The organism is Streptomyces sp. NPDC047971 (assembly GCF_040653355.1).
Taxonomy (GTDB): Bacteria; Actinomycetota; Actinomycetes; order Streptomycetales; family Streptomycetaceae; genus Streptomyces.
This window is the reverse complement of the sequence record NZ_JBEZNW010000023.1, coordinates 33,044-59,250: the sequence shown is the minus strand read 5'-3', so window position 1 is coordinate 59,250 and position 26,207 is coordinate 33,044. Positions and strand designations below refer to the sequence as shown.

The 26,207-nt window shown below is 72.1% G+C and carries 25 protein-coding genes and 1 pseudogene; 10 read left to right on the top strand and 16 right to left on the bottom strand.

What is annotated here, in order from left to right; genetic code table 11:
• Window positions 1-126 precede the first annotated feature (126 nt).
• The 4 genes from hpt to dacB all read right to left on the bottom strand — a co-directional run bounded on the left by hpt (window position 127) and on the right by dacB (window position 4,573).
• Complete coding sequence (gene hpt / locus AB0D99_RS21850; protein ID WP_362364648.1) at window positions 127-666, bottom strand: hypoxanthine phosphoribosyltransferase; 540 nt, start codon at window positions 664-666, stop codon at window positions 127-129.
• 41 nt (window positions 667-707) lie between these two features.
• Entirely contained in the window at window positions 708-1,724 is a 1,017-nt protein-coding gene (gene tilS / locus AB0D99_RS21845) for a tRNA lysidine(34) synthetase TilS (RefSeq protein WP_362364491.1), read from the bottom strand.
• Window positions 1,725-1,920: 196 nt separating this feature from the next.
• On the bottom strand, window positions 1,921-3,051 hold the full coding sequence (locus AB0D99_RS21840; RefSeq protein ID WP_362364488.1) for a zinc-dependent metalloprotease: 1,131 nt from the start codon (window positions 3,049-3,051) through the stop codon (window positions 1,921-1,923).
• 28 nt (window positions 3,052-3,079) lie between these two features.
• The gene (gene dacB, locus AB0D99_RS21835; RefSeq protein WP_362364485.1) at window positions 3,080-4,573 is read right to left on the bottom strand and encodes a D-alanyl-D-alanine carboxypeptidase/D-alanyl-D-alanine-endopeptidase; all 1,494 of its coding nucleotides are present in this window, start codon (window positions 4,571-4,573) and stop codon (window positions 3,080-3,082) included.
• Window positions 4,574-4,675: 102 nt separating this feature from the next.
• Here dacB and AB0D99_RS21830 point away from each other — a divergent pair, with 102 nt between their 5' ends.
• Both AB0D99_RS21830 and AB0D99_RS21825 read left to right on the top strand, forming a co-directional pair.
• Window positions 4,676-5,170: an inorganic diphosphatase gene (locus AB0D99_RS21830; RefSeq protein WP_003968257.1), complete on the top strand. Its 495-nt coding sequence runs from the start codon at window positions 4,676-4,678 to the stop codon at window positions 5,168-5,170.
• A 122-nt stretch (window positions 5,171-5,292) separates the two neighbouring features.
• Window positions 5,293-6,939, top strand: coding sequence for a threonine/serine exporter family protein (locus AB0D99_RS21825; RefSeq protein WP_362364645.1), 1,647 nt, complete (start codon window positions 5,293-5,295; stop codon window positions 6,937-6,939).
• Between the two features lie 153 nt (window positions 6,940-7,092).
• Here the strand turns inward: AB0D99_RS21825 and AB0D99_RS21820 are convergent, their stop codons facing one another.
• Complete coding sequence (locus AB0D99_RS21820) at window positions 7,093-7,785, bottom strand: VTT domain-containing protein (RefSeq protein ID WP_362364482.1); 693 nt, start codon at window positions 7,783-7,785, stop codon at window positions 7,093-7,095.
• Between the two features lie 155 nt (window positions 7,786-7,940).
• On the opposite strand from AB0D99_RS21820, the gene AB0D99_RS21815 reads away from it, so the two are divergent.
• From AB0D99_RS21815 to AB0D99_RS21805, 3 genes are read left to right on the top strand one after another with little or no spacing between them, the layout of a single operon-like run.
• Complete coding sequence (locus tag AB0D99_RS21815) at window positions 7,941-8,309, top strand: YbjQ family protein (protein WP_362364479.1); 369 nt, start codon at window positions 7,941-7,943, stop codon at window positions 8,307-8,309.
• Window positions 8,310-8,342: 33 nt separating this feature from the next.
• Window positions 8,343-9,668: an ion channel protein gene (locus tag AB0D99_RS21810; protein ID WP_362364476.1), complete on the top strand. Its 1,326-nt coding sequence runs from the start codon at window positions 8,343-8,345 to the stop codon at window positions 9,666-9,668.
• A gap of 20 nt (window positions 9,669-9,688) precedes the next feature.
• Window positions 9,689-11,104, top strand: coding sequence for a glutamate decarboxylase (locus tag AB0D99_RS21805; protein WP_362364473.1), 1,416 nt, complete (start codon window positions 9,689-9,691; stop codon window positions 11,102-11,104).
• A 7-nt stretch (window positions 11,105-11,111) separates the two neighbouring features.
• Here AB0D99_RS21805 and AB0D99_RS21800 read toward each other — a convergent pair whose 3' ends face one another.
• The 7 genes from AB0D99_RS21800 to AB0D99_RS21770 all read right to left on the bottom strand — a co-directional run bounded on the left by AB0D99_RS21800 (window position 11,112) and on the right by AB0D99_RS21770 (window position 18,198).
• Window positions 11,112-12,089: a sialidase family protein gene (locus AB0D99_RS21800; protein ID WP_362364470.1), complete on the bottom strand. Its 978-nt coding sequence runs from the start codon at window positions 12,087-12,089 to the stop codon at window positions 11,112-11,114.
• Between the two features lie 445 nt (window positions 12,090-12,534).
• The gene (locus AB0D99_RS21795) at window positions 12,535-13,299 is read right to left on the bottom strand and encodes an ABC transporter permease (RefSeq protein WP_362364467.1); all 765 of its coding nucleotides are present in this window, start codon (window positions 13,297-13,299) and stop codon (window positions 12,535-12,537) included.
• Window positions 13,296-14,279, bottom strand: a complete 984-nt coding sequence (locus tag AB0D99_RS21790; RefSeq protein WP_362364463.1) for an ATP-binding cassette domain-containing protein — start codon at window positions 14,277-14,279, stop codon at window positions 13,296-13,298. Before AB0D99_RS21790 ends, AB0D99_RS21795 begins: the two co-directional genes overlap by 4 nt.
• 77 nt (window positions 14,280-14,356) lie before the next feature.
• Window positions 14,357-14,998: a PadR family transcriptional regulator gene (locus AB0D99_RS21785; RefSeq protein WP_362364460.1), complete on the bottom strand. Its 642-nt coding sequence runs from the start codon at window positions 14,996-14,998 to the stop codon at window positions 14,357-14,359.
• Window positions 14,999-15,164: 166 nt separating this feature from the next.
• Window positions 15,165-15,698: a DinB family protein gene (locus AB0D99_RS21780; protein ID WP_362364457.1), complete on the bottom strand. Its 534-nt coding sequence runs from the start codon at window positions 15,696-15,698 to the stop codon at window positions 15,165-15,167.
• A 98-nt stretch (window positions 15,699-15,796) separates the two neighbouring features.
• A complete protein-coding gene (locus tag AB0D99_RS21775; RefSeq protein WP_362364454.1) occupies window positions 15,797-17,254 on the bottom strand; it encodes an aldehyde dehydrogenase family protein in 1,458 nt (485 codons plus the stop codon).
• 71 nt (window positions 17,255-17,325) lie between these two features.
• Window positions 17,326-18,198 (bottom strand): helix-turn-helix transcriptional regulator, encoded by an 873-nt coding sequence (locus AB0D99_RS21770; RefSeq protein WP_362364451.1) that lies wholly within the window; start codon window positions 18,196-18,198, stop codon window positions 17,326-17,328.
• A 291-nt stretch (window positions 18,199-18,489) separates the two neighbouring features.
• On the opposite strand from AB0D99_RS21770, the gene AB0D99_RS21765 reads away from it, so the two are divergent.
• Entirely contained in the window at window positions 18,490-18,993 is a 504-nt protein-coding gene (locus AB0D99_RS21765; protein ID WP_362364448.1) for an ATP-binding protein, read from the top strand.
• Window positions 18,994-19,091: 98 nt separating this feature from the next.
• Here the strand turns inward: AB0D99_RS21765 and AB0D99_RS21760 are convergent, their stop codons facing one another.
• The gene (locus AB0D99_RS21760) at window positions 19,092-19,304 is read right to left on the bottom strand and encodes a DUF397 domain-containing protein (RefSeq protein ID WP_329125573.1); all 213 of its coding nucleotides are present in this window, start codon (window positions 19,302-19,304) and stop codon (window positions 19,092-19,094) included.
• A 172-nt stretch (window positions 19,305-19,476) separates the two neighbouring features.
• Window positions 19,477-19,797 (bottom strand): annotated as a pseudogene (locus tag AB0D99_RS21755) (FUSC family protein); the annotation flags it as partial.
• 85 nt (window positions 19,798-19,882) lie between these two features.
• Here AB0D99_RS21755 and AB0D99_RS21750 point away from each other — a divergent pair.
• Window positions 19,883-20,797 carry an NAD(P)-dependent oxidoreductase gene (locus AB0D99_RS21750; protein WP_362364445.1) on the top strand — a complete coding sequence of 305 codons (915 nt, stop codon included), beginning with the start codon at window positions 19,883-19,885 and terminating at the stop codon, window positions 20,795-20,797.
• A gap of 42 nt (window positions 20,798-20,839) precedes the next feature.
• Here AB0D99_RS21750 and AB0D99_RS21745 read toward each other — a convergent pair whose 3' ends face one another.
• On the bottom strand, window positions 20,840-21,988 hold the full coding sequence (locus tag AB0D99_RS21745; RefSeq protein ID WP_362364442.1) for a DUF2786 domain-containing protein: 1,149 nt from the start codon (window positions 21,986-21,988) through the stop codon (window positions 20,840-20,842).
• Complete coding sequence (locus AB0D99_RS21740) at window positions 21,967-22,356, bottom strand: helix-turn-helix domain-containing protein (protein ID WP_362364439.1); 390 nt, start codon at window positions 22,354-22,356, stop codon at window positions 21,967-21,969. Before AB0D99_RS21740 ends, AB0D99_RS21745 begins: the two co-directional genes overlap by 22 nt.
• Before the next feature lie 78 nt (window positions 22,357-22,434).
• On the opposite strand from AB0D99_RS21740, the gene AB0D99_RS21735 reads away from it, so the two are divergent.
• The 3 genes from AB0D99_RS21735 (at window position 22,435) to AB0D99_RS21725 (ending at window position 26,204) form a co-directional block, all read left to right on the top strand.
• On the top strand, window positions 22,435-23,247 hold the full coding sequence (locus AB0D99_RS21735; RefSeq protein WP_362364436.1) for an NAD(P)H-binding protein: 813 nt from the start codon (window positions 22,435-22,437) through the stop codon (window positions 23,245-23,247).
• 111 nt (window positions 23,248-23,358) lie between these two features.
• Entirely contained in the window at window positions 23,359-24,129 is a 771-nt protein-coding gene (locus tag AB0D99_RS21730; protein WP_362364433.1) for an ABC transporter ATP-binding protein, read from the top strand.
• Entirely contained in the window at window positions 24,123-26,204 is a 2,082-nt protein-coding gene (locus tag AB0D99_RS21725; protein ID WP_362364430.1) for an FtsX-like permease family protein, read from the top strand. The genes AB0D99_RS21730 and AB0D99_RS21725 overlap by 7 nt, the downstream gene beginning before the upstream one ends.
• Window positions 26,205-26,207: the final 3 nt, after the last annotated feature.

Here is a 26,207-nt window from a genome sequence, read left to right as displayed (position 1 = left end):
TAGGTAAATGCTGCTGTGAGAGCTGCTGTGAGAAAAAAGCTGTTCTTCGGAAGGTACCTCAGCACGGGGACCCGTGACCGCCTTCCCTTGCTCCAACGGCGGGAGGGCGGTACGGGTTCCCGTGTGTCAGCCCCCGTAGACGTGCGGCGCGAGCGTGCCGACGAAGGGGAGGTTGCGGTACTTCTCGGCGTAGTCGAGGCCGTAGCCGACGACGAACTCGTTGGGAATGTCGAAGCCGATCCACTTCACGTCGATCGCGACCTTGGCGGCGTCCGGCTTGCGCAGGAGGGTGCAGACCTCCAGGGAGGCCGGCTCGCGCGAGCCGAGGTTCGACAGCAGCCACGACAGGGTCAGGCCGGAGTCGATGATGTCCTCGACGATCAGGACGTGCTTGCCCTTGATGTCGGTGTCGAGGTCCTTGAGGATGCGGACGACCCCGGAGGACTGGGTGCCGGCGCCGTAGGAGGAGACGGCCATCCAGTCCATGGTGACGGGGGTGGACAGCGCACGCGCCAGGTCCGCCATCACCATCACGGCGCCCTTGAGGACGCCGACGAGGAGCAGGTCCTTGCCCGCGTACTCCGCGTCGATCTTCGCGGCCAGCTCGGCCAGCTTCGCGTCGATCTCTTCCTTGGTGATGAGCACCGACTTGAGGTCGGTGCCCATGTCCTTCTCGTTCACCCGGGTCACTTTCGTTGCAGCTTGCGTCAGCCTTGCCGAATGACCAGTCTGCCACCCTGCCGTCGTGCCTCGACGCGGCCGGGCAGATTGATGGCTCCCTGGCCGCGCCAGCCGGTGATGAGCCGGTCGACCTCTTCGATGTGGCGGGCGAAGAGGGATCCGGCGGGCGCGCCTTCGGCGATCATGGCGCGGCGCAGGATGCGGCGGCGGACGGCGGGCGGGAGTCCGTAGAGCTTGGCGCATTCGAGCCGGCCGGATTCGTCGCGTACGGCGGTCTCGGCGTCGGCGGCCCAGGAGTCGAGGGCGTCGGCGTCGTCGCGGGAGAGCTGGGCCGTCCGGGCGAGGGCTTCGACGACGCCTTTGCCGAGGGCCTTCTCCAGGGCGGGGAGTCCCTCGTGGCGGAGCCGGGAGCGCGTGTAGGCGGGGTCCGTGTTGTGGGGGTCGTCCCAGACGGCCAGTTCCTGGGCGACACAGGCCTTGCGGACGGTCTGCCGGTCGAGCTCCAGGAAGGGGCGGCGGTAGCGGCCGGCGGCGCCGGAGACGGCGGCCATGCCGGACAGGGAGCGGATGCCCGAGCCGCGGGCGAGGCCGAGCAGGACGGTTTCGGCCTGGTCGTCGCGGGTGTGGCCGAGCAGGACGGCGGTGGCGCCGTGGCGTTCGGCGGCGGCGTCGAGGGCTGCGTAGCGGGCGTCGCGGGCGGCGGCCTCGGGTCCGCCTTCGCGGCCGACGGTGACGGCGACGGCTTCGACGGGGTCGAGGCCGAGTGCGGCCATGCGTCCGGTGACCTCGGCGGCGCGCTGGTCGGAGCCGTCCTGGAGGCCGTGGTCGACGGTGACGCCGCCGGCGCGGACGGCGAGTTTGCGGGCCTCGAAGGCGAGTGCGGAGGCGAGCGCCATGGAGTCGGCGCCGCCGGAGCAGGCGACGAGCACGAGGGGGTGCTCGCCGGGTGTCGCGGCGGGGTCTGTCCGGTGCTCGGTGATGACGTCGTGGAGTACGCGGCGGACCGCCAGGCGTATCGCCGCGACCGCAGGATGGGGACCCATGTCCGGTGCCCTTCGTGATGGGGTGGGGTGCCTCGGTCGGAGTCTTAACGGTCGGAAGAGGGGTTTCGGTCACTCAGAGTGCGTCGATGGTGACAGAACCTGGCCGTTACCCGAGCATTGCACGCCCCACCCGTTGCCTAGGGTCCCTCGGATGGGTGATTGGTGGTGTGTTCTTCCGTCGTACGCCGCACCCGTCTCACGAGTCTGCCCTACGGTGCACCCTCGCGACCCAGTCGGCGGGCTTGGCGATCTCGGCCTTGGTGGGAAGTGTGTTCGGCGAGGTCCAGACGCGGTTGAAGCCGTCCATGCCGACCTCGTCGACGACGGCGCGGACGAAGCGTTCGCCGTCGCGGTACTGGCGGAGTTTGGCGTCGAGGCCGAGGAGCTTGCGCAGGGCGAGGTCGAGGCGGGAGGCGCCGCGGGCGCGGCGCTGCTGGAACTTCTCGCGGATCTCGGCGACGGAGGGCACGACCTGGGGGCCGACGCCGTCCATGACGTAGTCGGCGTGGCCTTCGAGGAGGGACATGACGGCGGTGAGGCGGCCGAGGATCTCGCGCTGTTCGGGGGTCTGCACGAGTTCGACGAGGGAGGGGCCGGGCTCGCCCTCCTCGCCCTCGGGGCGGCCGCCGGCGAGGGCCTGGGCGGCTTCGCGCAGTCGTTCGACGACGGTGGAGGGGTCGACCTCGGTGGCGCCGAGGAAGGACTGGATCTCGCCCTGGAGGTGGTCGCGAAGCCAGGGGACGGCGGTGAACTGGGTGCGGTGGGTCTCTTCGTGGAGGCAGACCCAGAGCCTGAAGTCGTGGGGGTCGACGGCGAGTTCGCGCTCGACGTGGACGATGTTGGGGGCGACGAGGAGGAGGCGGCCGCCGCCGTTGTCCCCGGCGGGGAATTCGCGGGTGGCGGGGGCGAAGGTCTCGTACTGGCCGAGGATCCGGGAGGCGAGGAACGACAGGAGCATGCCGAGCTCCACGCCGGTGACCTTGCCGCCGACCGCGCCGAGCACGGTTCCGCCGGGGGTGCTGGAGCGGCGTTCCTGCATCTTGCCGAGGAGCGGGGAGAGCAGTTCGCGGAAGCCGGCGACGTTGGCCCTGATCCAGCCGGCCCGGTCCACGACGAGGACGGGGGTGTCCCGTGGTTCGTGGCCTTCGGGGATCATCCGGGTGAAGGCCCGTACGTGCTCTTCGGACGCCTTGGCGTGCCGGCGGAGTTCCGCGACGACGTCGCGGGCCTCGTCGCGGCTGACCTCGGGGCCCGCCTTCACCAGTCGGGTCGCGGTCGCGACCGCGAGATTCCAGTCGACCATCTCGGCTCCACCGATGCTCGTCATGCGTCAACCGTACGTTCTCGGGGCCCGATCAGGGCAGGTTCGGTGCGGTTCCGGCTCGGGGGGCGAGGGCGGCGGAGAGCCGGTCGAGGGCGGGCTGCGCCTGGTACGGGGAGGGGGTCCGGCCCGCGAGGAACGCGAAGGCGAGGAGCCGGCCGTCGGCGGTGACGACGGTTCCGGCGAGGGTGTTCACGCCCGTGAGGGTGCCGGTCTTGGCGCGGACGAGGCCGGCGCCGGTGGTGGCGGGCGCGGTGTCGAAGCGGCCTTCGAGGGTGCCGCTGAAGCCGCCGACGGGCAGGCCGGTGAGGACCGGGCGCAGTGCGGGGCGGGTGGGGTCGGCCGCGCGGGTGAGGAGGCCGGTGAGCAGCGCGGCGGAGATCCGGTCGTCGCGGGAGAGGCCGCTGCCGTCGGCGAAGCGGGCTCCGGTGGTGGGGAGGCCGAGGGCGGTGAGTTCGTCGCGTACGGCCTTGCCCGCGCCCGCGAAGCCGGCGGGCTGTCCGTGGGCGAGGGCGGTCTGCCGGGCGAGGGCTTCGGCGAGGTCGTTGTCGCTGTGGGTGAGGGTGCGCTCGACGAGGGCGGAGAGCGGGGCGGATTCGGTACGGGCCAGGGTGGTGGCGCGGTCCGTGCCGTCCTTGGGGCCCTGGCCCGCCTGGGGGTCCTTGGTGGCCTCGGGGCGCTGGGGTGTCTTGGGAGCGCGGGCCGGGGTGGGGGCGCCCTGGACCTTGGCGCCGGCCTTGCCGAGGAGTTCGGCGAAGGCGTCGGCGGTGTCTCCCGCCGGGTCCGGGGTGCGCGGCGCGGGTCCGCGGTCGGAGCGGTCCAGGCGGCCCTCGTCGAGCATCAGGGCGCTGACGGGGGCGATGTTGTCGTTGGGGCCTATGGGGTGCCGGGCGGGGCCCTGGTAGAGGCTCGTGTCGTAGGCGACCCGTACGCCGGTGACGCCCCGGTCCTTGAGGGCACGGGCGGTGCCGTCGGCCAGGGCCTTGAGGCGGGTGCGGTCCAGGGTGGGGTCGCCGCCGCCGACGAGGGTGACGGTGCGGCCGTCGGGGGAGGCGACGACGGTGGTGGGGATGCGGTGGTCGGGTCCGAGGGCGGAGAGCGCCGCGACGGAGGTGGCGATCTTGATGGTGGACGCCGGGGTCATGGGGGTGGCGGCGCCCTCTCCGAAGAGCTGCTTGCCGGTGGCCACGTCGACGACCGAGGCGGTGCGCAGCGTGCCGAGGCCGGGGTCGGCGAGGAGCGGCACGAGGGTGGTGGCGAGGTCGCCGGGGCGGCCGGCGGCCGGGGCGTCGAGCGCCCGGAGCACCCCGGCGGCACTCGGGGCGGGGGCGGGCAGCTGCGGGCCCGCCGGGGGCCGGGATTCCGCGTGATGTGCGCCACCTGTCGGGGTCGTGGCGGCCGCGCGGGCCCGCTCGGCCTTACGCTGGCCGTTGTCCCACGGGCCGGCGGCGGAAACCGCTCCGGCGGCCAGGGCCAGACCGAGCACGGCAGATCCGGCCGTGACCTGCCACGTCCTCGGCTCCGGCATTGCTGACCAGCCCCTTTCGCGATCACACACAGGCGTGAGGGACACTTAATCACTGCGCGTTGCCGCAGGCATTCACATGTGTTGATTCAGGAGGAGCCACCCGTGGAGTTCGACGTCACCATCGAGATCCCGAAGGGGTCGCGGAACAAGTACGAGGTCGACCACGAGACGGGTCGTATCCGCCTGGACCGTCGCCTCTTCACCTCGACCAGCTACCCGGCCGACTACGGCTTCGTCGAGAACACCCTCGGCGAGGACGGCGACCCGCTGGACGCGCTGGTCATCCTGGACGAGCCGACCTTCCCGGGCTGCCTGATCAAGTGCCGCGCCATCGGCATGTTCCGCATGACGGACGAGGCCGGCGGCGACGACAAGCTGCTCTGCGTCCCCGCGTCGGACCCGCGTGTCGAGCACCTGCGCGACATCCACCACGTGTCGGAGTTCGACCGCCTGGAGATCCAGCACTTCTTCGAGGTCTACAAGGACCTGGAGCCCGGCAAGTCGGTCGAGGGCGCCGACTGGGTCGGCCGCGCCGAGGCCGAGGCCGAGATCGAGGCCTCCTACAAGCGCCTGGAGGCGCAGGGCGGCGCCCACTGAGTGGGTCTTCGCTGAAGTTGTGACGGGCGGTGCACCTACGGGTGCGCCGCCCGTCTCGCGTGCTGTCGTATGCCCGTGCCCATACTGGGCAGACGGCGCGAATGGGAGTGAGGGCGAAGACAGTGGTCGTGGAGGCGGACGGCCCGGAGGACCGGAAGCCGCAGTCGGACGAGGCGCGCAGCGCCTTCGCGCCGCCGGCGGGGGTCGAGCAGCCGGTGGTCCCGGAGGAGGAGCATCCGACCTCCGAGTTCGCCGTTCCCGAGGGGCTGGCCCCTGAGCCGCCCGCGGAGCCGGAGGGTTCGGCGTTCGCGCCGCCCTCCACGTACTCCGCGAAGCATGCGCCGCCGGCCTTCACGCCCGCCCATGGCCTGCCGATGGTGCGGCTGTCGAAGGACGCGCCGTGGCAGGACCGGATGCGGACCATGCTGCGACTTCCGGTGGGCGACCGGCCGGTGCCGGAGAAGCGGAAGGTGGAGGACGAGGCGGGGCCCGCGGTGGGCCGTGTGCTCGACCTGACCCTGCGTATCGGTGAACTGCTGCTCGCAGGCGGGGAGGGCGCGGAGGACGTCGAGGCGGCGATGTTCGCGATCTGCCGCAGCTACGGTCTGGACCGGTGCGAGCCGACGGTGACGTTCACACTGCTGTCGATCACGTACCAGCCGTCGCTGGTGGACGATCCGATCACGGCGAACCGGACGGTACGGCGCCGGGGCACGGACTACACCCGGCTGGCGGCGGTCTACCAGCTGCTGGCCGACATCAACACGGAGGAGCACGACGTCACGCCGGAGGAGGCGTACCGGCGGCTCGCGGAGATCCGACGCAACCGCCACCCGTACCCGGGATGGGTGCTGACGTCGGCCGCGGGTGTGCTGGCGGGTGCGGCCTCGGTGCTGCTGGGCGGTGGCCTCACGGTCTTCCTGGTGGCGGCGCTGGGCGCGGTGCTGGGCGACCGGCTGGCGTGGCTGTGCGCGGGGCGCGGGCTGCCGGAGTTCTACCAGTTCCTGGTGGCGGCGATGCCGCCGGCCGCGATGGGGGTGCTGCTGACGCTGCTGCACGCCGATCTGCGGCCCTCGGCGGTCATCACCGGTGGTCTGTTCGCCCTGATCCCCGGACGGGCGCTGGTGGCGGCCGTCCAGGACGGTCTGACGGGCTTCTACATCACGGCCTCGGCCCGGCTCCTGGAGGTCGGGTACTTCTTCGTGGCGATCGTGGTGGGTGTGCTGTCGGTGCTGTACGTCGCCGTGCAGTTCGACGCGCAGCTGAACCCCGAGGGGACGCTGGATCTGGTCGAGCGGCCGGTGGTGCAGATCCTGGCGGCGATGGTGCTGTGCGCGACGTTCGCGATCCTCTTGCAGCAGTCGCGGGCGACGGTGCTGTTCGCGACGCTGAACGGCGGGGTGGCCTGGGTGATCTACGCGTCGATCGCGGTGACGGCGAACGGTTCCGCAGTGATGGCGACCGCGGTGGCGGCCGGCCTGGTGGGCCTCTTCGGGCAGCTGATCGCCCGGTACGAGCACACCTCGTCGCTGCCGTACGTGACGGCGGCGATCGGACCGCTGCTGCCGGGTTCGGCGACGTACTTCGGGGTGCTGTCGATCGCCCAGAACAACCTGGACCAGGGCTTCGCCAATCTGGCCAAGGCGGCGGCCCTGGCGCTGGCGATCGCGATCGGGGTGAACCTGGGAGGCGAGCTGGCCCGCCTCTTCATGCAGGCCCCGGGCGCCGCGGCGGCCCGCCGGGCCGCGAAGCGTACGCGTGGTTTCTAGGCGGGGCGCGGCTCAGCGGGGCCTTGTCGGGCGGGGTGCGACTGGCCTTGCCGGGCGGGGCGCACTTGGCCTTGCCGGGCGGGGTGCGGGCCGGGCGGGCGTCCGGCCCGGGGCGCCCGGTGCCCGTCCGTCGGACGGGCACCGGGCCGCCGGCTAGCGCTTGGCGTGGCGGCCGCGCTCGGTGGGGGTGTCGTGGTCGCCCTGGTCGCCCTGGGCGCGGGCCTTCTTGGACTGCGAGCGGGCGCGGAGGTACTCGATCACGATCGGGACCACGGAGATCAGGACGATCAGGATGAGGATCGCCTCGATGTGCTCGTGCACGAAGTCGATCTTGCCGAGGGAGGCGCCGAGGATGGTGACGCCGGCGCCCCAGAGCACGCCGCCGATGATGTTGAACGTGATGAACGAGCGGTAGTTCATCCGGCTCACACCGGCGATGATCGGCGTGAACGTGCGCACGATCGGGACGAAGCGGGCCAGGATCAGCGACTTCGGGCCGTGCTTCTCGAAGAACTCGTGGGCCTTCTCCACGTTCTCCTGCTTGAAGAACTTGGAGTCGGGGCGCTTGAAGAGGGCCGGGCCGACCTTGCGGCCGAAGAGGTAGCCCACCTGGTCGCCGATGATCGCCGCGGCCACGATGAGCGTGCAGACGATCCACAGGGGCGTGTCCAGCTTGCCGGTGGTGACCAGCAGGCCGGTGGTGAAGAGCAGCGAGTCGCCGGGCAGGAAGAACCCGATGAGAAGGCCGGACTCGGCGAAGACGATGACGAGGACACCGATCAGGCCGAAGGTCTGGATCAGATAATCCGGGTCCAGCCAGCTCGGTCCGAGGGCAAGCGTGTTCACGGGTTCCGGGCTCCTGCGTGTGAGGGGGGCGTGGGACGGCTGCCCCAAAGTATCAACGCTTTCTTACGGCCCCGGGTTCCATGCTCCCACCGGTCCTCTCCGGGATGCGAGGGGGGACGGCCGGGCCGAGGCTGGGGGCCAGGAGGTGGATGCTCATGGGCATCGACGAGTACGGGGGCGGTCAGGGACCGCAGCCCGACGTGCTGGTCGTCACGACGAACGACGTTCCCGGCTACGAGGTCCGGCAGGTGATCGGCGAGGTGTTCGGCCTGACCGTGCGCTCCCGGCATCTGGGCAGCCAGATCGGCGCGGGCCTGAAGTCGATGATCGGCGGGGAGCTGAAGGGTCTGACGAAGACCCTGGTGGAGACCCGTAACCAGGCGATGGAACGGCTGGTCGAGCAGGCGAAGGCGCGCGGGGCCAACGCCGTGCTGATGTTCCGCTTCGACGTGACGGAGGCGGCCGACGTGGGGACGGAGGTCTGCGCCTACGGCACGGCGGCCGTCATCGCTCCTCGCGCCTGAACGGACGGCGACACCCCCAACTCTCGGGGTGTTATGCGGCATTTGTACCCCTATGGTGGGGCGGTGGCCATCGATAACCCGTCGTCCGGGCCCCCGCCCCCCGCCCCCCGGTCGCCCGCACGAGCTCTGCTGCCGCAGGTCTTGCCCGCCCTCGTGATCGGGGTCGGCGCCAGTCTGCTGTTCCTCGCCATCGAGTGGCTGTCCGAGGAGCTCAAGGACGTCCTGTGGGACACCCTTCCGGGCGCACTGGGCATCGGGGACTTCTCCGCCCTCTGGATGATCGTCATGCTCACCGCGACCGGGATCGCGGTCGGGCTCGTCATCTGGAAGGTTCCCGGGCACGCGGGAGGGGATCCGGCGGAGGGCGGACTCGACAGCGCCCCGGTGTCACCGATGGTGGTCCCCGGGCTGCTGATCGCGGGCACCCTCACCCTGGCCGGCGGCGTCAGCCTCGGCCCGGAGAACCCGATCATCGTGGCCAACGGCGCGCTCGCCTACTGGCTCGGCCGCAAGGCGGCACCGTCCGTGCCCGGAGCGTTCTGGGTCGTGCTGGCCTCCTCCGCCACCATCGGCGCCCTCTTCGGCACCCCGGTCGCCGCGGCGCTGGTCATCTCCGAGGCCCTGGTCCACAAGCCGGGCCAGGGGCAGGGCTCCCTGTGGGACCGGCTCTTCGCCCCGCTGATGGCCGCCGGGGCCGGGTCGATGACCACGACACTCCTGGCGCACCCCAGCTTCGACCTGTCCCTGCCGCCGCTGCCCGAGCCGGGATGGGGCGACCTGCTCGCCGCGATGGTCGTCGCCACCGTCGCGGCCCTCTTCGGCCTCCTCTGCTGCTACGGCCTCCCCTACGTCCACCGGGCCTTCCACCGGCTGAAGCACCCCATGCTGAGGCTGCCGGTCGGCGGCCTGGTCCTCGGCCTGCTGGGCGTGCTCGGCGGGTCCCTGACGCTCTTCAAGGGCCTGGACGAGATGAAGGAACTGACCGCGAACATCGGCGGCTGGTCCTCGGGCGAGCTGGCCAAGATGGCCGTGGTCAAGCTCGTCGCCCTGCTGGTCGCCTCCTCCTGCGGCTTCGTCGGCGGCCGGATCTTCCCCGCCGTCTTCATCGGGGCCGCCTTCGGCCTGCTGGCCCAGGCCCTCGTCCCCGAGATCCACCCGGCCGTCGCCGTCTCCTCCGCCGTGCTCGGGGTGCTGCTGGCGACCACCCGGCAGGGCTGGCTGAGCCTCTTCGTCGCCGCCGTGCTCGCCTCCTCGCCCTCCCTGCTCGCCCTGCTCTGTCTGGCCACCCTGCCCGCCTGGCTGGTCGTCACCGGCCGGCCCCAGCTCGAACTGGACGATTCGGGCACCTCTCTGCACTGAACACCCCTGGAAGGAATCCCATGCCGCTGCACAAGGGTCCCGCCGACGCCGAGCCGGAGCCGGACCGGCACCTTTCCATCAATCCCTTCTACGCGACCGACCCGGTCGGCGGCATGACCGAGGCGCCGCCGCGCCACCGGCTCCCCGACGGCCCGCTGCCGCCCATGAGCGCCTATCAGCTGGTCCACGACGAGCTGATGCTCGACGGCAACTCCCGGCTCAACCTGGCCACTTTCGTCACCACCTGGATGGAGCCCCAGGCCGGTGTGCTGATGGCCGAGTGCCGTGACAAGAACATGATCGACAAGGACGAGTACCCGCGCACCGCCGAACTGGAGCGCCGCTGCGTGGCGATGCTCGCCCAGCTCTGGCACGCCCCGGACCCCTCGGCCGCCGTCGGCTGTTCCACCACCGGCTCCAGCGAGGCGTGCATGCTCGCCGGCATGGCCCTCAAGCGCCGCTGGAGCAAGAGGAACGCCGACCGCTATCCGGGCAGCGCCAAGCCCAATCTGGTGATGGGCGTCAACGTCCAGGTCTGCTGGGAGAAGTTCTGCAACTTCTGGGAGGTCGAGGCGCGCCTCGTGCCCATGGACGGCGACCGCTTCCACATGGACGCGCAGTCGGCCGCCGAACTCTGCGACGAGAACACCATCGGCGTGGTCGCCGTGCTCGGCTCGACCTTCGACGGCTCCTACGAGCCCGTCGCCGAGATCTGCGCCGCCCTCGACGCCCTCCAGGAACGGACCGGCCTCGACATCCCGGTCCATGTCGACGGCGCCTCCGGCGCGATGGTCGCCCCCTTCCTGGACGAGGACCTGGTCTGGGACTTCCGGCTGCCCCGGGTCTCCTCGATCAACACCTCCGGTCACAAGTACGGCCTGGTCTACCCGGGTGTCGGCTGGGCGCTGTGGCGCTCGCCCGCCGAACTCCCCGAGGAGCTCGTCTTCCGGGTCAACTACCTCGGCGGCGACATGCCCACCTTCGCCCTCAACTTCTCCCGGCCGGGTGCCCAGGTCGTCGCGCAGTACTACACGTTCCTGCGGCTGGGCCGGGAGGGCTACCGGGCGGTCCAGCAGACCACCCGGGACGTCGCACGGGGGCTCGCCGAACGGATCGAGGCGCTGGGCGACTTCCGGCTCCTGACCCGGGGAGATCAGCTGCCCGTCTTCGCCTTCACCACCGCGCCCGAGATCACCGCCTATGACGTCTTCGACGTCTCGCGTCGCCTGCGCGAACACGGCTGGCTCGTACCGGCGTACACCTTCCCCGCCAACCGGGAGGATCTCTCCGTCCTGCGCGTGGTCTGCCGCAACGGCTTCTCCGCCGACCTCGCCGAGCTGTTCATGGAGGACCTCAAGCGCCTGCTGCCCGAACTGCGCAGCCAGCCGCATCCACTGAGCCACGACAAGGCCGCGGCCACCTCCTTCCACCACTGACCGCTCGTCAGGGCGTCTCGTCCTCACAGGCCAGGGCGAACTCCGCCCAGCGCTCGCCGTCCACGGATATCCCGTAGAGACAGCCCGTGCTGTGGCGGAGCAGCCCGAGGGGCGTGCGGCGGGTGAAGGTCGAGCCCCCGCCCGAGGGGCGGAACCCGATGCCGCCGTCGAGGCTCACGTACTCCCGGTCCTCGGCTCCGATCAGCACCCGGCCATCGGGTCCGGGCACCGGCATCCCGAGGAGCGTGCGGGGCTCGGTCGTCGGCCCCGTGGTCCACATGCGCTGCCAGGTCCGGCCGCCGTCCAGCGAGCGGTGCAGCGCCCGCATGGGGTTCTTGACGGGGTCTCCGCCCTTCAACTCCCCCATCTCCGCCGCGTAGACGACGGACCGGCCGACCGCCACCGCCGTGTACCAGCCGGGCTCGGAGGTCGGGCTCGGCAGCCGGCTCACCGACCAGCTGCGCCCCTGGTCCCGCGACACGGCGACGGCGGCCCGCCCCGACAGCGGGTCGGTCCCCGAGACCCACCACGAGCCGTCGGGCTCCGCCACCTCGGCCGGCCTCGGACGCGCCCCGAGCAACGGCTGCTCGGCGAGGGCGCGCCGCCGCCCGTCCTCCGGGGAGATCACGACCAGCCGCTGCCGGACGCAGTCGTCCACCTGCGCCCCTGCGGGGCGCGCGCAGTCGGTGGTGAGCACGGCCCCGGCCGGGATCGCCTCCGTCACCCCGACCGTCCGCGGATCGCCGACGCGCCAGCTGCGCCCGCCGTCCCTGGTGAACCAGGCCCGGCGCTTCTCCGGCTCCGCGCCGCCCTCCTCGATCAGGGCACGTCCCGGCCCGAGCGCCAGCAGGTTCGACGAGATGCCCTCCGTCCCCCGTGTCTCGGGAAGGGGGGAGCCACGCAGCACCCAGCTCGTCGCGCCCCGGTCGAGGACGGCCACACGCTGCCTGCAGAAGCCGTCCTCCGGGACCCGCTCGTCCGTCACGCAGTCGGCCAGCAGGGCGAACCCGCTGCCGTCGGAGGCGAATCCCAGGGAGTGCGACCAGCCGGGGAGCTGCCGCCCGGACGGTATCCGCGGCGGCGGGACGGCCGACGCCCCGGCACCGGCACCCGCCGTCCCGCCTCCACCCGAGGCTCCGGGCGCACCCGGGCCCTCGGAGCCCGAGCCCGAGGACCCCGGACCCGAGGAACCCGAGCCCGAGGACCCCGGACCCGAGGAACCCGAGCCCGAAGACCCCCCAGCCGAAGAAGCCCCCGAGCCCGCCGGTCCGGGGCCCGGCGCCCCCGCGCCCGTACAAGCCGTCAGCACCAGCGCCACGACGGCGCCGGCCACTCCACCGAGCCTGCGCATCGCACGTCCCCCGTCCCCTCGCCCGGTCCGCGGTGAACCGTCTGCCCTAGGTACACCGCTCGACCGGTCGCGGTTCCCCCTAGACGCTCAGCCGCCTGAACTTCCGCACCGCCAGCGGGAAGAAGACCGCGAGCAGCAGCAGCGGCCACACCACCGCGGCCATCACGTGCCCCGGCTCCCCTCCGGGGTTGCCGAAGAGGTCCCGTACCGCCGTCGCGGTCGCCGACATCGGATTCCATTCGACGACCGCCCCCAGCCACCCCGGCATGGACCCGGGCGCGGCGAACGCGTTGGAGAGGAAGCCGATCGGCCAGACCAGGATCTGCACGGCCATGACCAGCTCCGGCCGCCCCGCCACCATCGCCAGGAAGATGCCGATCCACAGCATCGCGAAGCGCAGCAGGAGCAGCAGTCCCATGGCCCCGAGGAAGGCGCCGAATCCGCCGTGCGCCCGCCAGCCGATCGCGTACCCGACGCCGACCATCACGACCAGGCCGGCCGCGGACTGGAGCATGTCGGCCGCCGAACGCCCCACGAGCACCGCGCCGTCGACCATCGGCATCGAGCGGAAGCGGTCGATCACGCCCTTGTTCAGGTCCTGGGTGACGGCGGTCATCGTGCCTTCGAGACCGAAGACCATCGTCAGCGTGAGCATCCCGGGCACGAGGTAGTCGACGTAGTCGCCCTCGATCCCCCGGCCACCGCCGACGAGATAGCCGAACATCAGCAGCATCATGACCGGGAAGACCAGGCCGACCAGCATCACGACCGGCTGCCGCGCCCAGTGGGCCAGTTCCCTCCGGGTCATCGTCCAGCAGTCGCTCATCACGTACGCCACGCTCATGCCGCCGCCTCCGCCTTCTCGCCGCGCGCGTCGTCCGCGCCCTCGTCCTGTGCGTCGCCGGTCAGATGCAGGAAGACCTCGTCGAGGGTCGGCCGCCGCAGGGCGATGTCCTCCGCCTCGATCCCGGCCGCCTCCAGGGCCCGTACGGTCTCGGCCAGGGCCGCCATCCGGTCGGTGACGGGGGCGCTGATCCGGCGTCGGTCGGCGTCCACCGTCACCTCGGCACCGGGCACGGGCAGCAGGCGCGTCGCCTCGGCGAGCCGCCGTCCGTCCCGCAGGACGACGTCGATGCGGTCGCCGCCGACCCTGGCCTTGAGCTCGTCGGCCGTGCCGTCGGCGACGACCCGGCCGTGGTCGACGACCGAGATCCGGTCGGCGAGCTGGTCGGCCTCCTCCAGGTACTGCGTGGTGAGCAGCACGGTCGTGCCTCCGCCCACCAAGGAGCGCACCGACTCCCACACCTCGCCGCGGCCGCGCGGGTCGAGTCCGGTCGTGGGCTCGTCCAGGAAGAGCACCTCCGGCTCCGTGATCAGCGAGGCCGCGAGGTCCAGCCGGCGGCGCATGCCGCCGCTGAACTGCTTGACGGGCTTGCGGCCGGTGTCCGCGAGCCCGAACCGCTCCAGGAGCTCGTCGGCCCGCGCGCCCGCCCGCCGGGCTCCCAGGTGGTACAGCCGGCCGAACATCTCCAGGTTCTGCCGGCCTCCCAGCTCCTCGTCGACGGCCGCGTGCTGCCCGAGGAGCCCGATCCTGCGCCGCACCTCGGCCGCCTGGGTCCGGACGTCGAAGCCCGCGACCCGCACCAGGCCCTCCTCGTGCCGCAGCAGCGTGGCCAGGATCCGCACCGTCGTGGTCTTGCCCGCGCCATTGGGGCCGAGCAGGCCGTGCACCGTGCCGGCACCGACGGCCAGGTCGAGACCGTCGAGCGCGGACTTGTCGCCGTACCGTTTCCGCGCGCCTGCTACGACGATCGCGTCAGTCATTTCCAGCCCTCCAAGCCAGTAGTCAAACTTGACCACTCGATGAAGGTATGCCCGTTCGATCGATTAGTCAAACTTGATTAGTCGTTTTCCGGGTCCGGGTCGCCCGTCGCGAACGGGTTCTCCTCACCCTCGGCCAGCACGCCCACGAAGGGGTCCCCGCCCTCGCCCGCGAAGGAGTACGCCCCCGCCTCGATCCGCTCGATCAGGCCGAGCGTCCACTCCTTGCCGGCGTCCGACGAGTGGATCCAGAGGTGCATGATCTCGCCGATGTGCCCGAGCTGCTGCGGGCCGCCCTCCGGCGTGTAGTACTCGGTGACGGAGGTGCGCCACTCGTCGAGCGCCCGCACCCGCGCGCGCAGCAGCTCCACGACCTCCGCCCGCGGGAGGTCGACGATGAACCCGATCCCCGCCGACAGGACGTCCATCTTCTGGTCGTAGGTGGTCAGCGCCTCGCGCAGCAGCGCGAAGTACTCCTCCGTGCCCTTCTCCGTCACCTCGTACTCGGTCCGCGGCGGGCCGCCCGCCGTGCTCGGCGCGATCTCGTACGCGTGCAGCAGACCTTGCTTCGCCATCTGCTTGAGCGCGTGGTAGATCGAGCCGGGCTTGGCGTTCGACCACTCGTGCGCGCCCCAGAACTCCAGGTCGTTGCGGACCTGGTAGCCGTGGGCCCGTCCGTGCTGGCGGACCGCGCCGAGGACGAGAAGCCGGATCGCTGACATCCTGGTACCTCCTAGTCAATTTTGACTAAGGTACGCGCGTCTGCCCTCCCCGTCCCCCCTCCCCGCCGGTCAGCCCTCCCCGCCGGTCAGCCCTCCCCGCCGGTCAGCCCTCCCCGCCGGTCCCTCGCCGGGTCAGCCTCCCTCGCCGGCCGGCCCTCCTCGCCGGTCAGCCCTCCTCGGCGATCAGCGTGAAGGAGTCCTTCCCGTCCAGCGACTCCCTGATGACGTCCGCGTGCCCGGCGTGCCGCCCCAGCTCCTGGACCAGGTGGAGCAGCATCCAGCGGTTCGAGACCCGGCCGTCCTTCGGGAACCAGGGAGCCGGGGGCAGCGGGAAGGTGTCGTCCAGGCTCGGTGCGGAGCGGACGAACTCCTCGGTCTCCTTGGCCACGCCGGCCCAGAAGGCCAGCATCTCCGGCACGGTCTCGTCGTCGACCAGCCGGAAGCCGTCGCCCCAGGTGTCCCGCGAGCGCTGCTTCTCGTTGGGGCGCCCCTGGGCCAGCCGGAGCCAGTTCAGCTCCACCTCCGCGACATGCTTGATCAGCCCGGACAGGCTGAGCTCGCTGGCGCTGGGGCGGCTCGCCGCCTGCTCCTCGGTGAGACCGAGGGCGGCGCGGCGGATCGCGGCCCGCTGGGCCTCGATGAAGTTGAGGAACGCTCCGCGCTCGTCACCCTGGGCCTCCGCGGGAACAAGAGCAACCATGCTGTCCGCCTTCCTGGCGCGAAAGAGATGGTGGGTGTCGGGGAGGCTTCCTCTCCCGACACCCACCACGTTATGCAGACTTGAGGACAGCTTCTGTCCTAGAAGGGGAACCGGCTCCGGCCGTGCTGGATCGAGATCCACTTCTGGGTCGTGAAGGCGTCGATCATCGCGTCGCCGTTGAGCCGGCCGATGCCCGAGTGCTTCTCGCCGCCGAAGGGCACGATCGGCTCGTCGGCCACGGTGCCGTCGTTGATGTGGATCATGCCGGTGTGGATGCGCCGGGCCACTCGTACGCCCCGCTCGATGTCACCCGTGTGGACGGCGCCGCTCAGGCCGTACGGCGTGTCGTTGGCGATCCGGATCGCCTCCTCCTCGCCGTCGAAGGGCAGGATGAGCGCGACCGGGCCGAAGATCTCCTGGCTCAGCACGGGCGCGTCGGCCGGGAGGTCGGTCAGGACCGAGGGGGAGACGACGTTGCCCTCCACCGAGCCGTGCAGCAGGGCCGTCGCGCCACCCGCGACCGCCTGCTCGACGACGGAGGAGACCGACTCCGCCTGCTGGGCGTTGATCAGGGGACCGATGTGCGTGGCGGGGTCGGCGGGGTCGCCGACCCGCAGCGTCTTCACCTTGGCGACGAACTTCTCGGTGAACTCCGCCGCCAGGGTGCGGTCCACCAGGATCCGGTTGGCGGCCATGCAGACCTGGCCCTGGTGCACGAAGCGGCTGAAGACGGCGGCGTCCACCGCGTAGTCGACGTCGGCGTCGTCGAGGACGATCAGGGCGCTGTTGCCGCCGAGTTCGAGGACGGCGTGCTTGAAGTTCTGGGCACAGACGGTGGCGACATGGCGGCCGACCTTGTCCGAGCCGGTGAAGGAGATGACCTTCGGGACCGGGTGGGTCAGCAGCGCGTCGCCGATCTCGGCGATGTCGGTGACGACGACGTTGAGGAGCCCGGCGGGCAGACCGGCCTCCTCCAGGACCTTCGCGACGAGCGTGCCGCCGCAGATCGGGGTGTTCTGGTGCGGCTTGAGGACGACCGCGTTGCCGAGGGCGAGCGCCGGGGCGACCGACTTGATCGACAGCAGGAAGGGGAAGTTGAAGGGGGAGATGACGCCGACGACACCGACCGGCAGGCGGTAGACGCGGTTCTCCTTGCCGTCGACCGGGGAGGGCAGGATCCGGCCCTCGGGGCGCAGCGCCAGCTGGATCGCCTCGCGCAGGAACTCCTTGGCGAGGTGGAGCTCGAAGGCCGCCTTCAGGCGCGTGCCGCCGAGCTCGGCCATGATCGTCTCGGACAGTTCCTGCTCGCGGTCCTCGACGATCCGCAGGGCGCGCTCGAAGACGAGCCGGCGGGTGTACGGGTTGGTCTCGGCCCACTCGCGCTGGGCGCGCTCGGCGGCACGGTAGGCGCGGTCGACCTCGTCGGCGGTGGCGACGGTGATCGAGGCGAGCTTCTCACCGGTGTACGGATTGAAGTCGATGATGTCCCACGAGCCGCTGCCGGGCTTCCACTCGCCGTCGATGTACTGGTGGGCCAGGTCGGTGAAGTAGGACATGTACGGAGACCCCTTAACCCGCGGTGGCGGACACTGTGGCAACACTGATGTCACGTCATCGTACTTACGTGCTACGTGAGTTGGAGGAGTCCTCGGAGAAGGTCGCGACTTTCGGCCGGATCGGGGCTCTCCTCGCGCAGCCGCTCCATCACGCGCGCGTACTGGGCGACCTCCTCGCGCTTGTCGAGGTAGAGGGCGCTGGTCAGCTGCTCCAGATAGACGATGTCGGAGAGGTCGGACTCCGGGAAGCTCAGCATGGTGAACGCGCCGCTCTCGCCGGCGTGCCCGCCATAACTGAAGGGCATGACCTGGAGGGTGACGTTGGGGTGCTCGGAGATCTCGATGAGATGCCTCAACTGTCCCTGCATCACCGCCCGGTCGCCGTAGGGGCGGCGCAGCGCGGCCTCGTCGAGGACGGCGTGGAAGTGCGGGGCGTTCTCGGAGACGAGGACCTTCTGGCGCTCCAGGCGGAGCGCGACGCGGCGCTCGATCTCGGCATGCGGGGCGTCGGGGATGCCGCGGGTGACGACGGCGTGCGCGTACGCCTCGGTCTGCAACAGGCCGTGCACGAACTGGACTTCGTAGATGCGGATGAGGGAGGCGGCGCCTTCCAGGCCGATGTACGTCTGGAACCAGCCGGGCAGGACGTCGCCGAAGCTGTGCCACCAGCCGGCGACATTGGCCTCGCGGGCCAGTCCGAGGAGTGAGCCGCGCTCCGACTCGTCACTCACGCCGTAGAGCGTGAGCAGATCCTCGACGTCCCTGGCCTTGAAACTCACCCTGCCCAACTCCATACGGCTGATCTTGGATTCGGACGCGCGGATCGAGTAGCCGGCCGCCTCGCGGGTGATGCCGCGCGACTCGCGCAGCCGCCTCAGTTGCGAACCCAGCAGGATGCGCCGCACCACGCTCCCGCTCGCTCCGCTCGATTCGACTGCGGTCACGGCTCCAGCCTCTCCTTCGCGGGTCTCGGGCCCCCGGATTGTGCCACTAAACGCTTCAGCCCGTACACATTCGATTACGGAAAGGCGGCACGTTCAGGGCGACTTCACGATCAGAGGGAAATCACCCGGCAGAAGATATGCGACAGAATCGGCACGGGGTCGGACAGGACGGGCGCGTGCACGTGCATCTGCCCTTGCATCCCTTGGTCGCATTCGGAACCATGGACCCCGCGCAGCTGCGTACTCGTTCGTGTTGTCGCACCACAGTCGCGATTCCCGGGAGTGCCTCGCATGGGGACGAATGGATCGACCATGCTCGAGCCGTTACGGCAGGGGCTTCCGCCGATCGATCCCGCGGCCGTCTCCACCTCCGCCTCCTGCGCACTGCCACCTCGCTACGAAGCGGTGCGCGGCGCCCGGAAGTTCACACAGGCGACGCTCGCGCAGTGGGAGCTGACCGAGCGTTTCGACGATGTCGCGCTGGTCGTCTCCGAACTCGTCACCAACGCCCTGCGCCACGCGCTGCCGTCGGACGCCCCCCAGGGCGAGGGCGGCCGGCACGCTCCCCCGGTCCGCCTGCACCTGATGCGCTGGACGAGCCGACTGGTGTGCGCGGTACGCGACCCCAGCCACCGCAGCCCCGAGACGCGCGAGGGCGACGAGGACTTCGCGGCGGAGTCGGGCCGGGGGCTGTTCCTGGTGGACTCCTTCAGCGACGGCTGGGGATGGCACCCGCTGGCCGGGACGCTCCAGGGCAAGGTGGTCTGGGCGCTGTTCCGGCTCGGACCCGAGTGACGGCCGCCCACGAGGCGCACGCGGCGCACCCGACGTACACGAGAAGGGCCCCGGCTCCGGCCGGGGCCCTTCTCCTCGCGACCGCTCACCGCGGCCGCTCACACCAGGTGGTCGAACTCCCCGTCCTTGACGCCGAGCAGCAGCGCCTCTATCTCGGCGGGCGTGTAGACGAGAGCGGGCCCGTCGGGGTGGCGCGAGTTGCGAACGGCAACGTTGCCACCGGGCAACTTGGCGAACTCCACACAGGAGCCCTGGGAGTTGCTGTGCCGGCTCTTCTGCCACACGACACCGTCGAGTTCGGTGGCCGCCATGCCGTTGTACGCGTGATGCGCATGATGCACTGGTAGCTCCCCGAGTTGCTTGGTGCAGGTGTCAACTTCCTCGGATCATAGCTGTGTTCATATGCCAATGCGTGAGCAGATGCACGTGCACGCGGGGTGGCGTAGCGACTACGCGACTGTGTGTGCTACCGGCGAGTATCGGTCATGGCCGGTCGCCGTCCTCCTCGGCCAGGGCGCGCGACAGCTCGTCCAGGGCGTCCAGAAGCAGGCCCGCGCCCTTGCGCAGCAGCGGGTCGCCCGGCACCCGCCCGCTCGCCACCGCCCCGCGGAGCTCCTCCCAGTCCGGCACCCGGCGCTCCCGTACCGCCTTCGCGCCGCGCTCCGTCGACCGGCGCAGCGCCTCGGCGAGCGCCGCGGCCTCCGGGACGGGCGGCGCGCCACGCTCCGGCAGATGGGCCTCCATCAGCATCGCGGCCCGGCTCAGCTGGGCGAGGGCGTGCCCGGCGCCGTCCGCCGCGGCGCGTGGGCGAAAGGGATGTTTCACCCGGGCGCCCTGTGTCCCGGGTCACCTCCCCGCGATGTCACGTCCGGGAGCCCATGCTCGTCCCATGAGCATGACTGAATCCAGGAACGTGCTGCTGGCAGGGGCGAGCGGGGTCTTCGGACGCCACATCGCCGAGGAGCTCACCGCGGCCGGACACACCGTGCTGGGACTGGGACGCGGGGCGGAGAGCGAGGTCGTCGCCGACCTCATGGACCGGGACGGCCTGCTCCGGGCGGTGGACGGGCTGGAGGTCGACACGGTCGTCCATGCGGCGACCGCGCTGCGCGAGGCCCCGATGAGGCACCAGGACATGGCGGCGACCGACGCGCTGCGCGTCGTCGGGACCGCCCATCTGGTGGAGGCGGCGCGCGTGGTCGGGGCGCGGCGGATGATCGCCGAGTCGATGATCTTCGGCTACGGATACCGGGACTTCGGCGACCGGGTGATCACGGAGGACGACGTCTTCGGACCGGCCGGCCTGGACGCGCCGTCGCAGCGGCACGTGGACGCGATGCGGACCAAGGAGGAGCTGATGCTCGGCGCCGAGGGGATCGAGGGCGTCGCGCTGCGGTTCGGGCTGTTCTACGGGCCGGGTGGCACCGAGGCCATCGTGGATCTGCTGCGGAAGCGGAAGCTGCCGGCGGTCGCGGACCGGGGCAGGGTGCTGCCCTGGGTCCATCTGCACGACGCGGCGCGCGCGGTGGCGCTCGCGGTCGAGGGCGGGCGGCCGGGGTCGGCGTACAACATCGTGGACGACGCCCCGATGGGCTTCGGCGCGCATGTGCGCGCGGTGGCCGAGGTGTTCGGCACCCCGAAGCCGATGACGGTCCCGGCGTGGGTGACGCGCCCGATGCCGTACGCGCACAAGATCTCGACGACGAGCATGCGGGTCTCCAACGCCAGGGCCGAGGCCGAGCTCGACTGGACTCCCGGATACCCGGACTGCGCGGCGGGGCTGGCCGCGCTGAAGGAGTGGTGAGGGCCGAGGTCCTCGGGCGGAGCGGGCGGCACCGGGAGCCCGTCAGGGACGGTCCTCGATCTCCTTCCGTCCCCGCCCCAGCCCCGCCGCGTCGGCGGCGGTCGTGCCGTGGGTCCAGCCCGCCTCGTCCCACATCGCGCGGACGCGGGTCGTCCGCGTCTCGGGGAACATCTCCTCCGCGCGGGCCGTGACCGCGACCTCGCGGGAGGCCAGGGCCGGGAGGAGCGTCGGCGTCTCGGAGGCCACGCGGCGCGAGGTGGACGCCAGGCGGGTGCCGAGCCGGTTCGCGTACGCGAGCAGGAACGACTGCCGGAAGGACTTCGTACGCTTCCGGCCGCCCGCCCGCTGCTCCGCCTCCGCCCGCGTCATCGCCGCCGTGCCCTGCACCAGGAGCGAGGTGTAGAGCAGCTCCACCGGGTCGAGGTCCGCCTCGAAGCCGACGACCGTCGAGAAGCCGTACGGCTCGTTCCACACCGCCCGGCAGTGGTTGGCCGTCGCCACCGCGTCCAGCAGGATCGCCTTGGCCTGCTCGTACGGCGGCTCCACCCCGATCCGGATCGCTCCCGGCACGTCCCCCGAGGGCGTACGGGACTCCAGCGCCGCCTCGTCCAGGCTGTGGCGGGCCATCAGCTCCTGCGCCTTGGCCGTCAGCGCCTCCGCCTCCTCCGGGTAGCCCGTCGCCTCCGCCTTGGCGAGCAGGGCCCGCACGCGCGTCAGCATCCGCGGCTCCCCCGCCACGGCGGCCGGCAGCACGTCACCGGGCACCGGGCCCACCGGTTCGAGGGACGGCAGCCTGACGAGCAGCCGGTACAGCTCCAGGGTCGTCGTCGCCGAGGAGAAGCGGTCCGCGCGGACGGGGCCGGTGTCGAGGTCGGCCAGCTGCGCGGCCCAGCGGTGCGGCAGCCGCTCGTACCGCCCCGTCTCCGAGGCGATCAGGGCCCCCGCCCGTCGCACGTGCTCCTCGGCGAGATCCCGCCGCACCAGCCGTACGAGGTCCGCGGGCTGCCAGCCCCGCTCCCATGCCCGCCGCACGAACTCCTCACCCCGGAGGGCGAGTTCCGCGTCCGCCGCCCGGTCCGCCGCGAGCAGGGACGCCGCCGAGTCCAGGGCCGTGTCGTCGTCCGTGTACAGGGCCTCGAAGGCCCGCTCGACCGTCGTTCTCGTCTCGCTCACGACTGCTTGGCGTCCCATTCCTCGCGCGCCCGGCCGATCACCGCGCGGTGGTCGAGCGACCAGTCGACCAGCTGCTTGATCAGGTGCGTCATGCTGTGGCCGGTCTCCGTCAGCGCGTACTCCACCTGCGGCGGCGTCGTCGGATACACCGTCCGCGTCACCAGACCGTCCCGCTCCAGGCGGCGCAGCGTCAGGGTGAGCATCCGCTGCGAGATGCCGGTGACCAGCCGCTGCAGCTCCTTGAACCGGCGTGCCCCCGCGGCCAGTTCGACGACGACGTGGACGGTCCACTTGTCGCCCAGCCGGTCCTGCACATCCCGTACCCCGCACTCCTCGGCGCAGCTCACGACCGGGTCGGTGGTTACCTCCGTGTGCCCCACTGACATGAATGTGCCTCCTTACGGGATCCGCGCGCTGGTCCAAGAATGAGTGTCACCGCACACGATCACGAAATCGGGGGAATCATGCTGCTCGTCACCGGTGTCTCCGGCGGTCTCGGCTCGCTCGTCGCGGAGCGTCTGGCCGGTCGCGACGACGTCGTCCTCGGCACGCGCGCGGGTCTGCCCGGCACCCGTCTCGTCGACTTCGACGAGCCCGGGACGCTGCCGGACGCCTTCGCGGGGGTCGAGACCCTGCTGCTGATCTCCGCCGGATACGGCGAGGACGACACGGTCGTCGCCCGTCACGAGGCCGCCGTCTCCGCCGCCGAGCGGGCCGGCGTCGGGCACATCGTCTACACCAGCCTCTCCGGCGACGGCGACCACCTCCCGTACGCGCTCGCCCACCGCTGGACCGAGCGGCGGCTCCGGCGGTCGAGCGTGGCATGGACCGTCCTGCGCAACGGGCTGTACGCCGAGTTCCTCACCTGGATCGCCGCCCCTGACGCCGACAACCGCGTCACCGGCCCCCTCGGCACGGGCCGGCTCGCCGCGGTGGCCCGCGAGGACCTCGCCGAGGTCGCCGTCACCGTCGCCACCGACCCGGCCGCCCACGCGGGCCGCACGTACGAGCTCGTCGGCGAGCGCCCGCTGGGCGGTGCCGACCTGGCGCGGGCGCTGGGCGCCGAGTACGCCCCCGGCACGCTCGCCGGGGCCCGGGCCGCCCACGCCGCGTCCGGCGCCGAGGCGTTCCAGGTCCCGATGCTGACGGGCACGTACTCGGCCATCGCGCACGGCTTCATGGACGGCACGGGGGTGAGGAACAGCCTGCGCGAGCTCCTGGGCCGCGAGCCGCTGGACCCGCTCGCCGTGTTCGCGGCGGCCGTACGCAAGGGGTGACGCGCACGGCGGAGCGGGGGCCGGGCGTACGGCCGGGGTAGGGCCAGGCATACCCCCAAGACGCCCTCCAGCGGTCGTGATCACCGGCGCGCGAGACGGTTCGCTTGAGCCATGTCACCAACGACGAACTCCGACACCGCCGTTCGGCTCACCGACCTCCACCGCCACCATCGTGACGTCCGCGCCCTGGACGGCGTCGACCTCGACTTCCGCACCGGGACCTTCACCGCCGTCATGGGCCCCTCGGGCTCCGGCAAGTCCACGCTGCTCCAGTGCGCGGCCGGTCTCGACCGGCCCACGAGCGGGAGCGTGGAGGTGGGCGGGGTCGCGCTCGACGGGCTGAGCGAGCGACGGCTCACCCTGCTGCGCCGCGACCGGATCGGCTTCGTCTTCCAGTCGTTCAACCTGCTGCCCTCGCTCACCGCCGCGCAGAACGTGGCACTGCCGCTGCGCCTCGCCGGGCGCCGGGTGTCCCGGGGCGAGGTGCGCGCGGCACTGGAACGGGTCGGGCTCGGCGGGCGGGAGTCGCACCGCCCCGGGGAGCTGTCCGGCGGACAGCAGCAGCGGGTCGCGATCGCCCGGGCGCTGATCACCCGGCCGGCGGTGCTCTTCGGCGACGAGCCGACCGGCGCGCTGGACTCCACCACCAGCCGCGAGGTGCTGACCATGCTGCGGGAGCTGGTGGACCGGGACGGCCAGACGATCGTCATGGTGACGCACGACCCGGTGGCGGCCGCGCGGGCGGACCGGGTGGTGTTCCTGGTCGACGGGCGGGTCGAGGGCGAGCTGTACGGGCCCACGGTCGAGCGGGTCGCGGCCCGGATGGCGGGTCTGGAGACCGCAGCGGCGGACACGTCCGGGACGGAGGCCGTCCCGTGCTGACCGTCGTCCTCTCCGGTCTCCGCGCCCGCTGGGCCGCCTTCCTCGGCAGTTTCGTCGCCCTCGCCCTCGGTGTCGGGCTCCTCACCACCATGGGCCTCGGCCTCGCCTCGACCTTCGACGCACCGGAGCGGGAACCGCGGAGGTTCGCCTCCGCGCCCGTGGTGGTGAAGGGGAAGGACGCGGTCACCGTCGACGTCCGGCGGGGGCCGGGCACGGCCTCCGTATCCCGCCCGCTCGACCGTCCACAGCCTGTGGATATCGAACTGCTCGCCGAGCTGAAGGCCCGCTGGACCGTCACCACGGCAGGCGGCCCCGACGCCGTCGGGGTCGATGGCCCCGCCGACGACGTCCGTGCCCTCGTCGGCGAGCGGGCCCGGGTCCTCACGGGGAACGAACGGCGGCTCGCCGATCCGGAGCCCGAGCGGGACGCCGAGGCGCTGATCGCCCTCAACTCGCTGCTCGGCACCGCCGGCGGCGTCACCACCTTCGTCTCCGTCTTCGTCGTCGCCTCCACGTTCGCCTTCGCGGTCGCGCTGCGCCGGAGGGAGTTCGGTCTCCTGCGCACCGCCGGTGCCACCCCCGGCCAGGTCCGGCGGATGCTGCTCGCCGAGGCCGCGGGCGTCGGCGTCGTCGCCTCGGCCGCCGGCTGCGCGCTCGGCGCGTGGGGCGCGCCCCGGCTGGCGGGGGTGCTCGTCGACGGGGCCCTCGCCCCCGACTGGTTCGCGATCGGCAGCGCCACCTGGCCCCTGCATGCCGCGTTCTGGACCGGGGTGACCGTCGCCCTCGCCGGGGCGGTGGCGGCCTCGCGCCGGGCCGGGAAGGTGGGCCCGACGGCGGCGCTGCGCGAGGCGGACGTCGACACCGACGTGCTCCCGCTCGGCCGGGCGCTGCTCGGCACGGGGCTGCTCCTGACCGGCGCCGGGCTGCTCGTGTGGACCGGGGTCACCGACCCGTCGTCGCTGCTCAAGCGCAAGACGTACACGACGCTGCCGATGCTCCTGATCACAGGCGTCGCCCTGCTCTCCCCGCTGCTCGTCCGCCCGGTGGCGCGCGCCCTGCGGCTGCCCGGGGCGACGGGCCTGCTCGTACGGGAGAACAGCGCCGCCGCCGTGCGCCGTACCGCCGCCGTGGCCGCGCCGGTCCTCGTCACCGTGGCGCTGGCCGGCTCGCTCCTGGGCTCGGCGGCGACGGTGACGAGCACGAAGGCCGCCGAGGCGCGGGAACAGACCGCCGCCCGGTACGTGGTCACGGGCGAGAACCTGCGGCCGGTCCCCGGCACCTCGGCGACCGCGACGACGTCCGTCTTCTCCCGGGACGGGGACGCGGCCCTGGTGAAGTACGGGGCACGGGCGGTCCTGGACCCGGCCGCCTTCGCGGACCTGGCGCGGCTGCCGGTGGTCGCCGGCGACGTGGCCGATCTCGACGACCGGTCGATCGTCGTCAACGAGGAGTGGGAGCGGCGGTCCGTCGGCGACTCCGTCGACGTGTGGCTCGCGGACGGCAGCGGTCCGGTGAGGCTGCGGGTGGTGGCGGTCCTGGCACTCGGGACGGGCGACAACGGCCCGTACGTGACGCGGGCGAACGCCCCCGGCGCGGCCGTGGACCGGATCGAGGCGTCCGATCCCGCAGCGCTGGCGGCGGCGGGCGGGACGGTGCGGACGGTGGCGGAGTGGGCTGCCGCCACGTACCCCACGACCAGCCCGCAGACACGGCTCGGGCTGCTCCTGGTCCTCGGTATCGCCCTCGTCTACACCGTGATCGCGCTCGCCAACACCCTGCTGATGGCGACATCGGTACGGGGCGCGGAGCTGGCCGCGCTCCGGCTGGCCGGCGCCACGCGCACGCAGATCATCCGGGTCGTGACCGGCGAGGCGGCCCTGGCGGTGGCGATCGGGGCGACCCTCGGCCTGGCCGTGACGGCCGTCAATCTGGGGGCCCTCGGCGCGGGCCTCGCGGCCCTGTCCGCACCGGTGTCCCTCTCGGTGCCGTGGACGGCGGTCGGCACCGCCGCGGGGGTGTGCGCGGCGGTCGCCATGACCGCCTCGGCGCTCCCCGCGTGGCGCGCCACGCGCTGACCG

Coding starts and splice junctions, on each gene's coding strand:
- hpt (WP_362364648.1), bottom strand. CDS start 666: ATGGGCACCGACCTCAAGTCGGTGCTCATCACCAAGGAAGAGATCGAC.
- tilS (WP_362364491.1), bottom strand. CDS start 1,724: ATGGGTCCCCATCCTGCGGTCGCGGCGATACGCCTGGCGGTCCGCCGC.
- AB0D99_RS21840 (WP_362364488.1), bottom strand. CDS start 3,051: ATGACGAGCATCGGTGGAGCCGAGATGGTCGACTGGAATCTCGCGGTC.
- dacB (WP_362364485.1), bottom strand. CDS start 4,573: ATGCCGGAGCCGAGGACGTGGCAGGTCACGGCCGGATCTGCCGTGCTC.
- AB0D99_RS21815 (WP_362364479.1), top strand. CDS start 7,941: ATGGGCATCGACGAGTACGGGGGCGGTCAGGGACCGCAGCCCGACGTG.
- AB0D99_RS21810 (WP_362364476.1), top strand. CDS start 8,343: ATGCGGCATTTGTACCCCTATGGTGGGGCGGTGGCCATCGATAACCCG.
- AB0D99_RS21805 (WP_362364473.1), top strand. CDS start 9,689: ATGCCGCTGCACAAGGGTCCCGCCGACGCCGAGCCGGAGCCGGACCGG.
- AB0D99_RS21795 (WP_362364467.1), bottom strand. CDS start 13,299: ATGAGCGTGGCGTACGTGATGAGCGACTGCTGGACGATGACCCGGAGG.
- AB0D99_RS21790 (WP_362364463.1), bottom strand. CDS start 14,279: ATGACTGACGCGATCGTCGTAGCAGGCGCGCGGAAACGGTACGGCGAC.
- AB0D99_RS21785 (WP_362364460.1), bottom strand. CDS start 14,998: ATGTCAGCGATCCGGCTTCTCGTCCTCGGCGCGGTCCGCCAGCACGGA.
- AB0D99_RS21780 (WP_362364457.1), bottom strand. CDS start 15,698: ATGGTTGCTCTTGTTCCCGCGGAGGCCCAGGGTGACGAGCGCGGAGCG.
- AB0D99_RS21775 (WP_362364454.1), bottom strand. CDS start 17,254: ATGTCCTACTTCACCGACCTGGCCCACCAGTACATCGACGGCGAGTGG.
- AB0D99_RS21765 (WP_362364448.1), top strand. CDS start 18,490: ATGGGGACGAATGGATCGACCATGCTCGAGCCGTTACGGCAGGGGCTT.
- AB0D99_RS21760 (WP_329125573.1), bottom strand. CDS start 19,304: ATGGCGGCCACCGAACTCGACGGTGTCGTGTGGCAGAAGAGCCGGCAC.
- AB0D99_RS21750 (WP_362364445.1), top strand. CDS start 19,883: ATGAGCATGACTGAATCCAGGAACGTGCTGCTGGCAGGGGCGAGCGGG.
- AB0D99_RS21745 (WP_362364442.1), bottom strand. CDS start 21,988: ATGGGACGCCAAGCAGTCGTGAGCGAGACGAGAACGACGGTCGAGCGG.
- AB0D99_RS21740 (WP_362364439.1), bottom strand. CDS start 22,356: ATGTCAGTGGGGCACACGGAGGTAACCACCGACCCGGTCGTGAGCTGC.
- AB0D99_RS21735 (WP_362364436.1), top strand. CDS start 22,435: ATGCTGCTCGTCACCGGTGTCTCCGGCGGTCTCGGCTCGCTCGTCGCG.
- AB0D99_RS21730 (WP_362364433.1), top strand. CDS start 23,359: ATGTCACCAACGACGAACTCCGACACCGCCGTTCGGCTCACCGACCTC.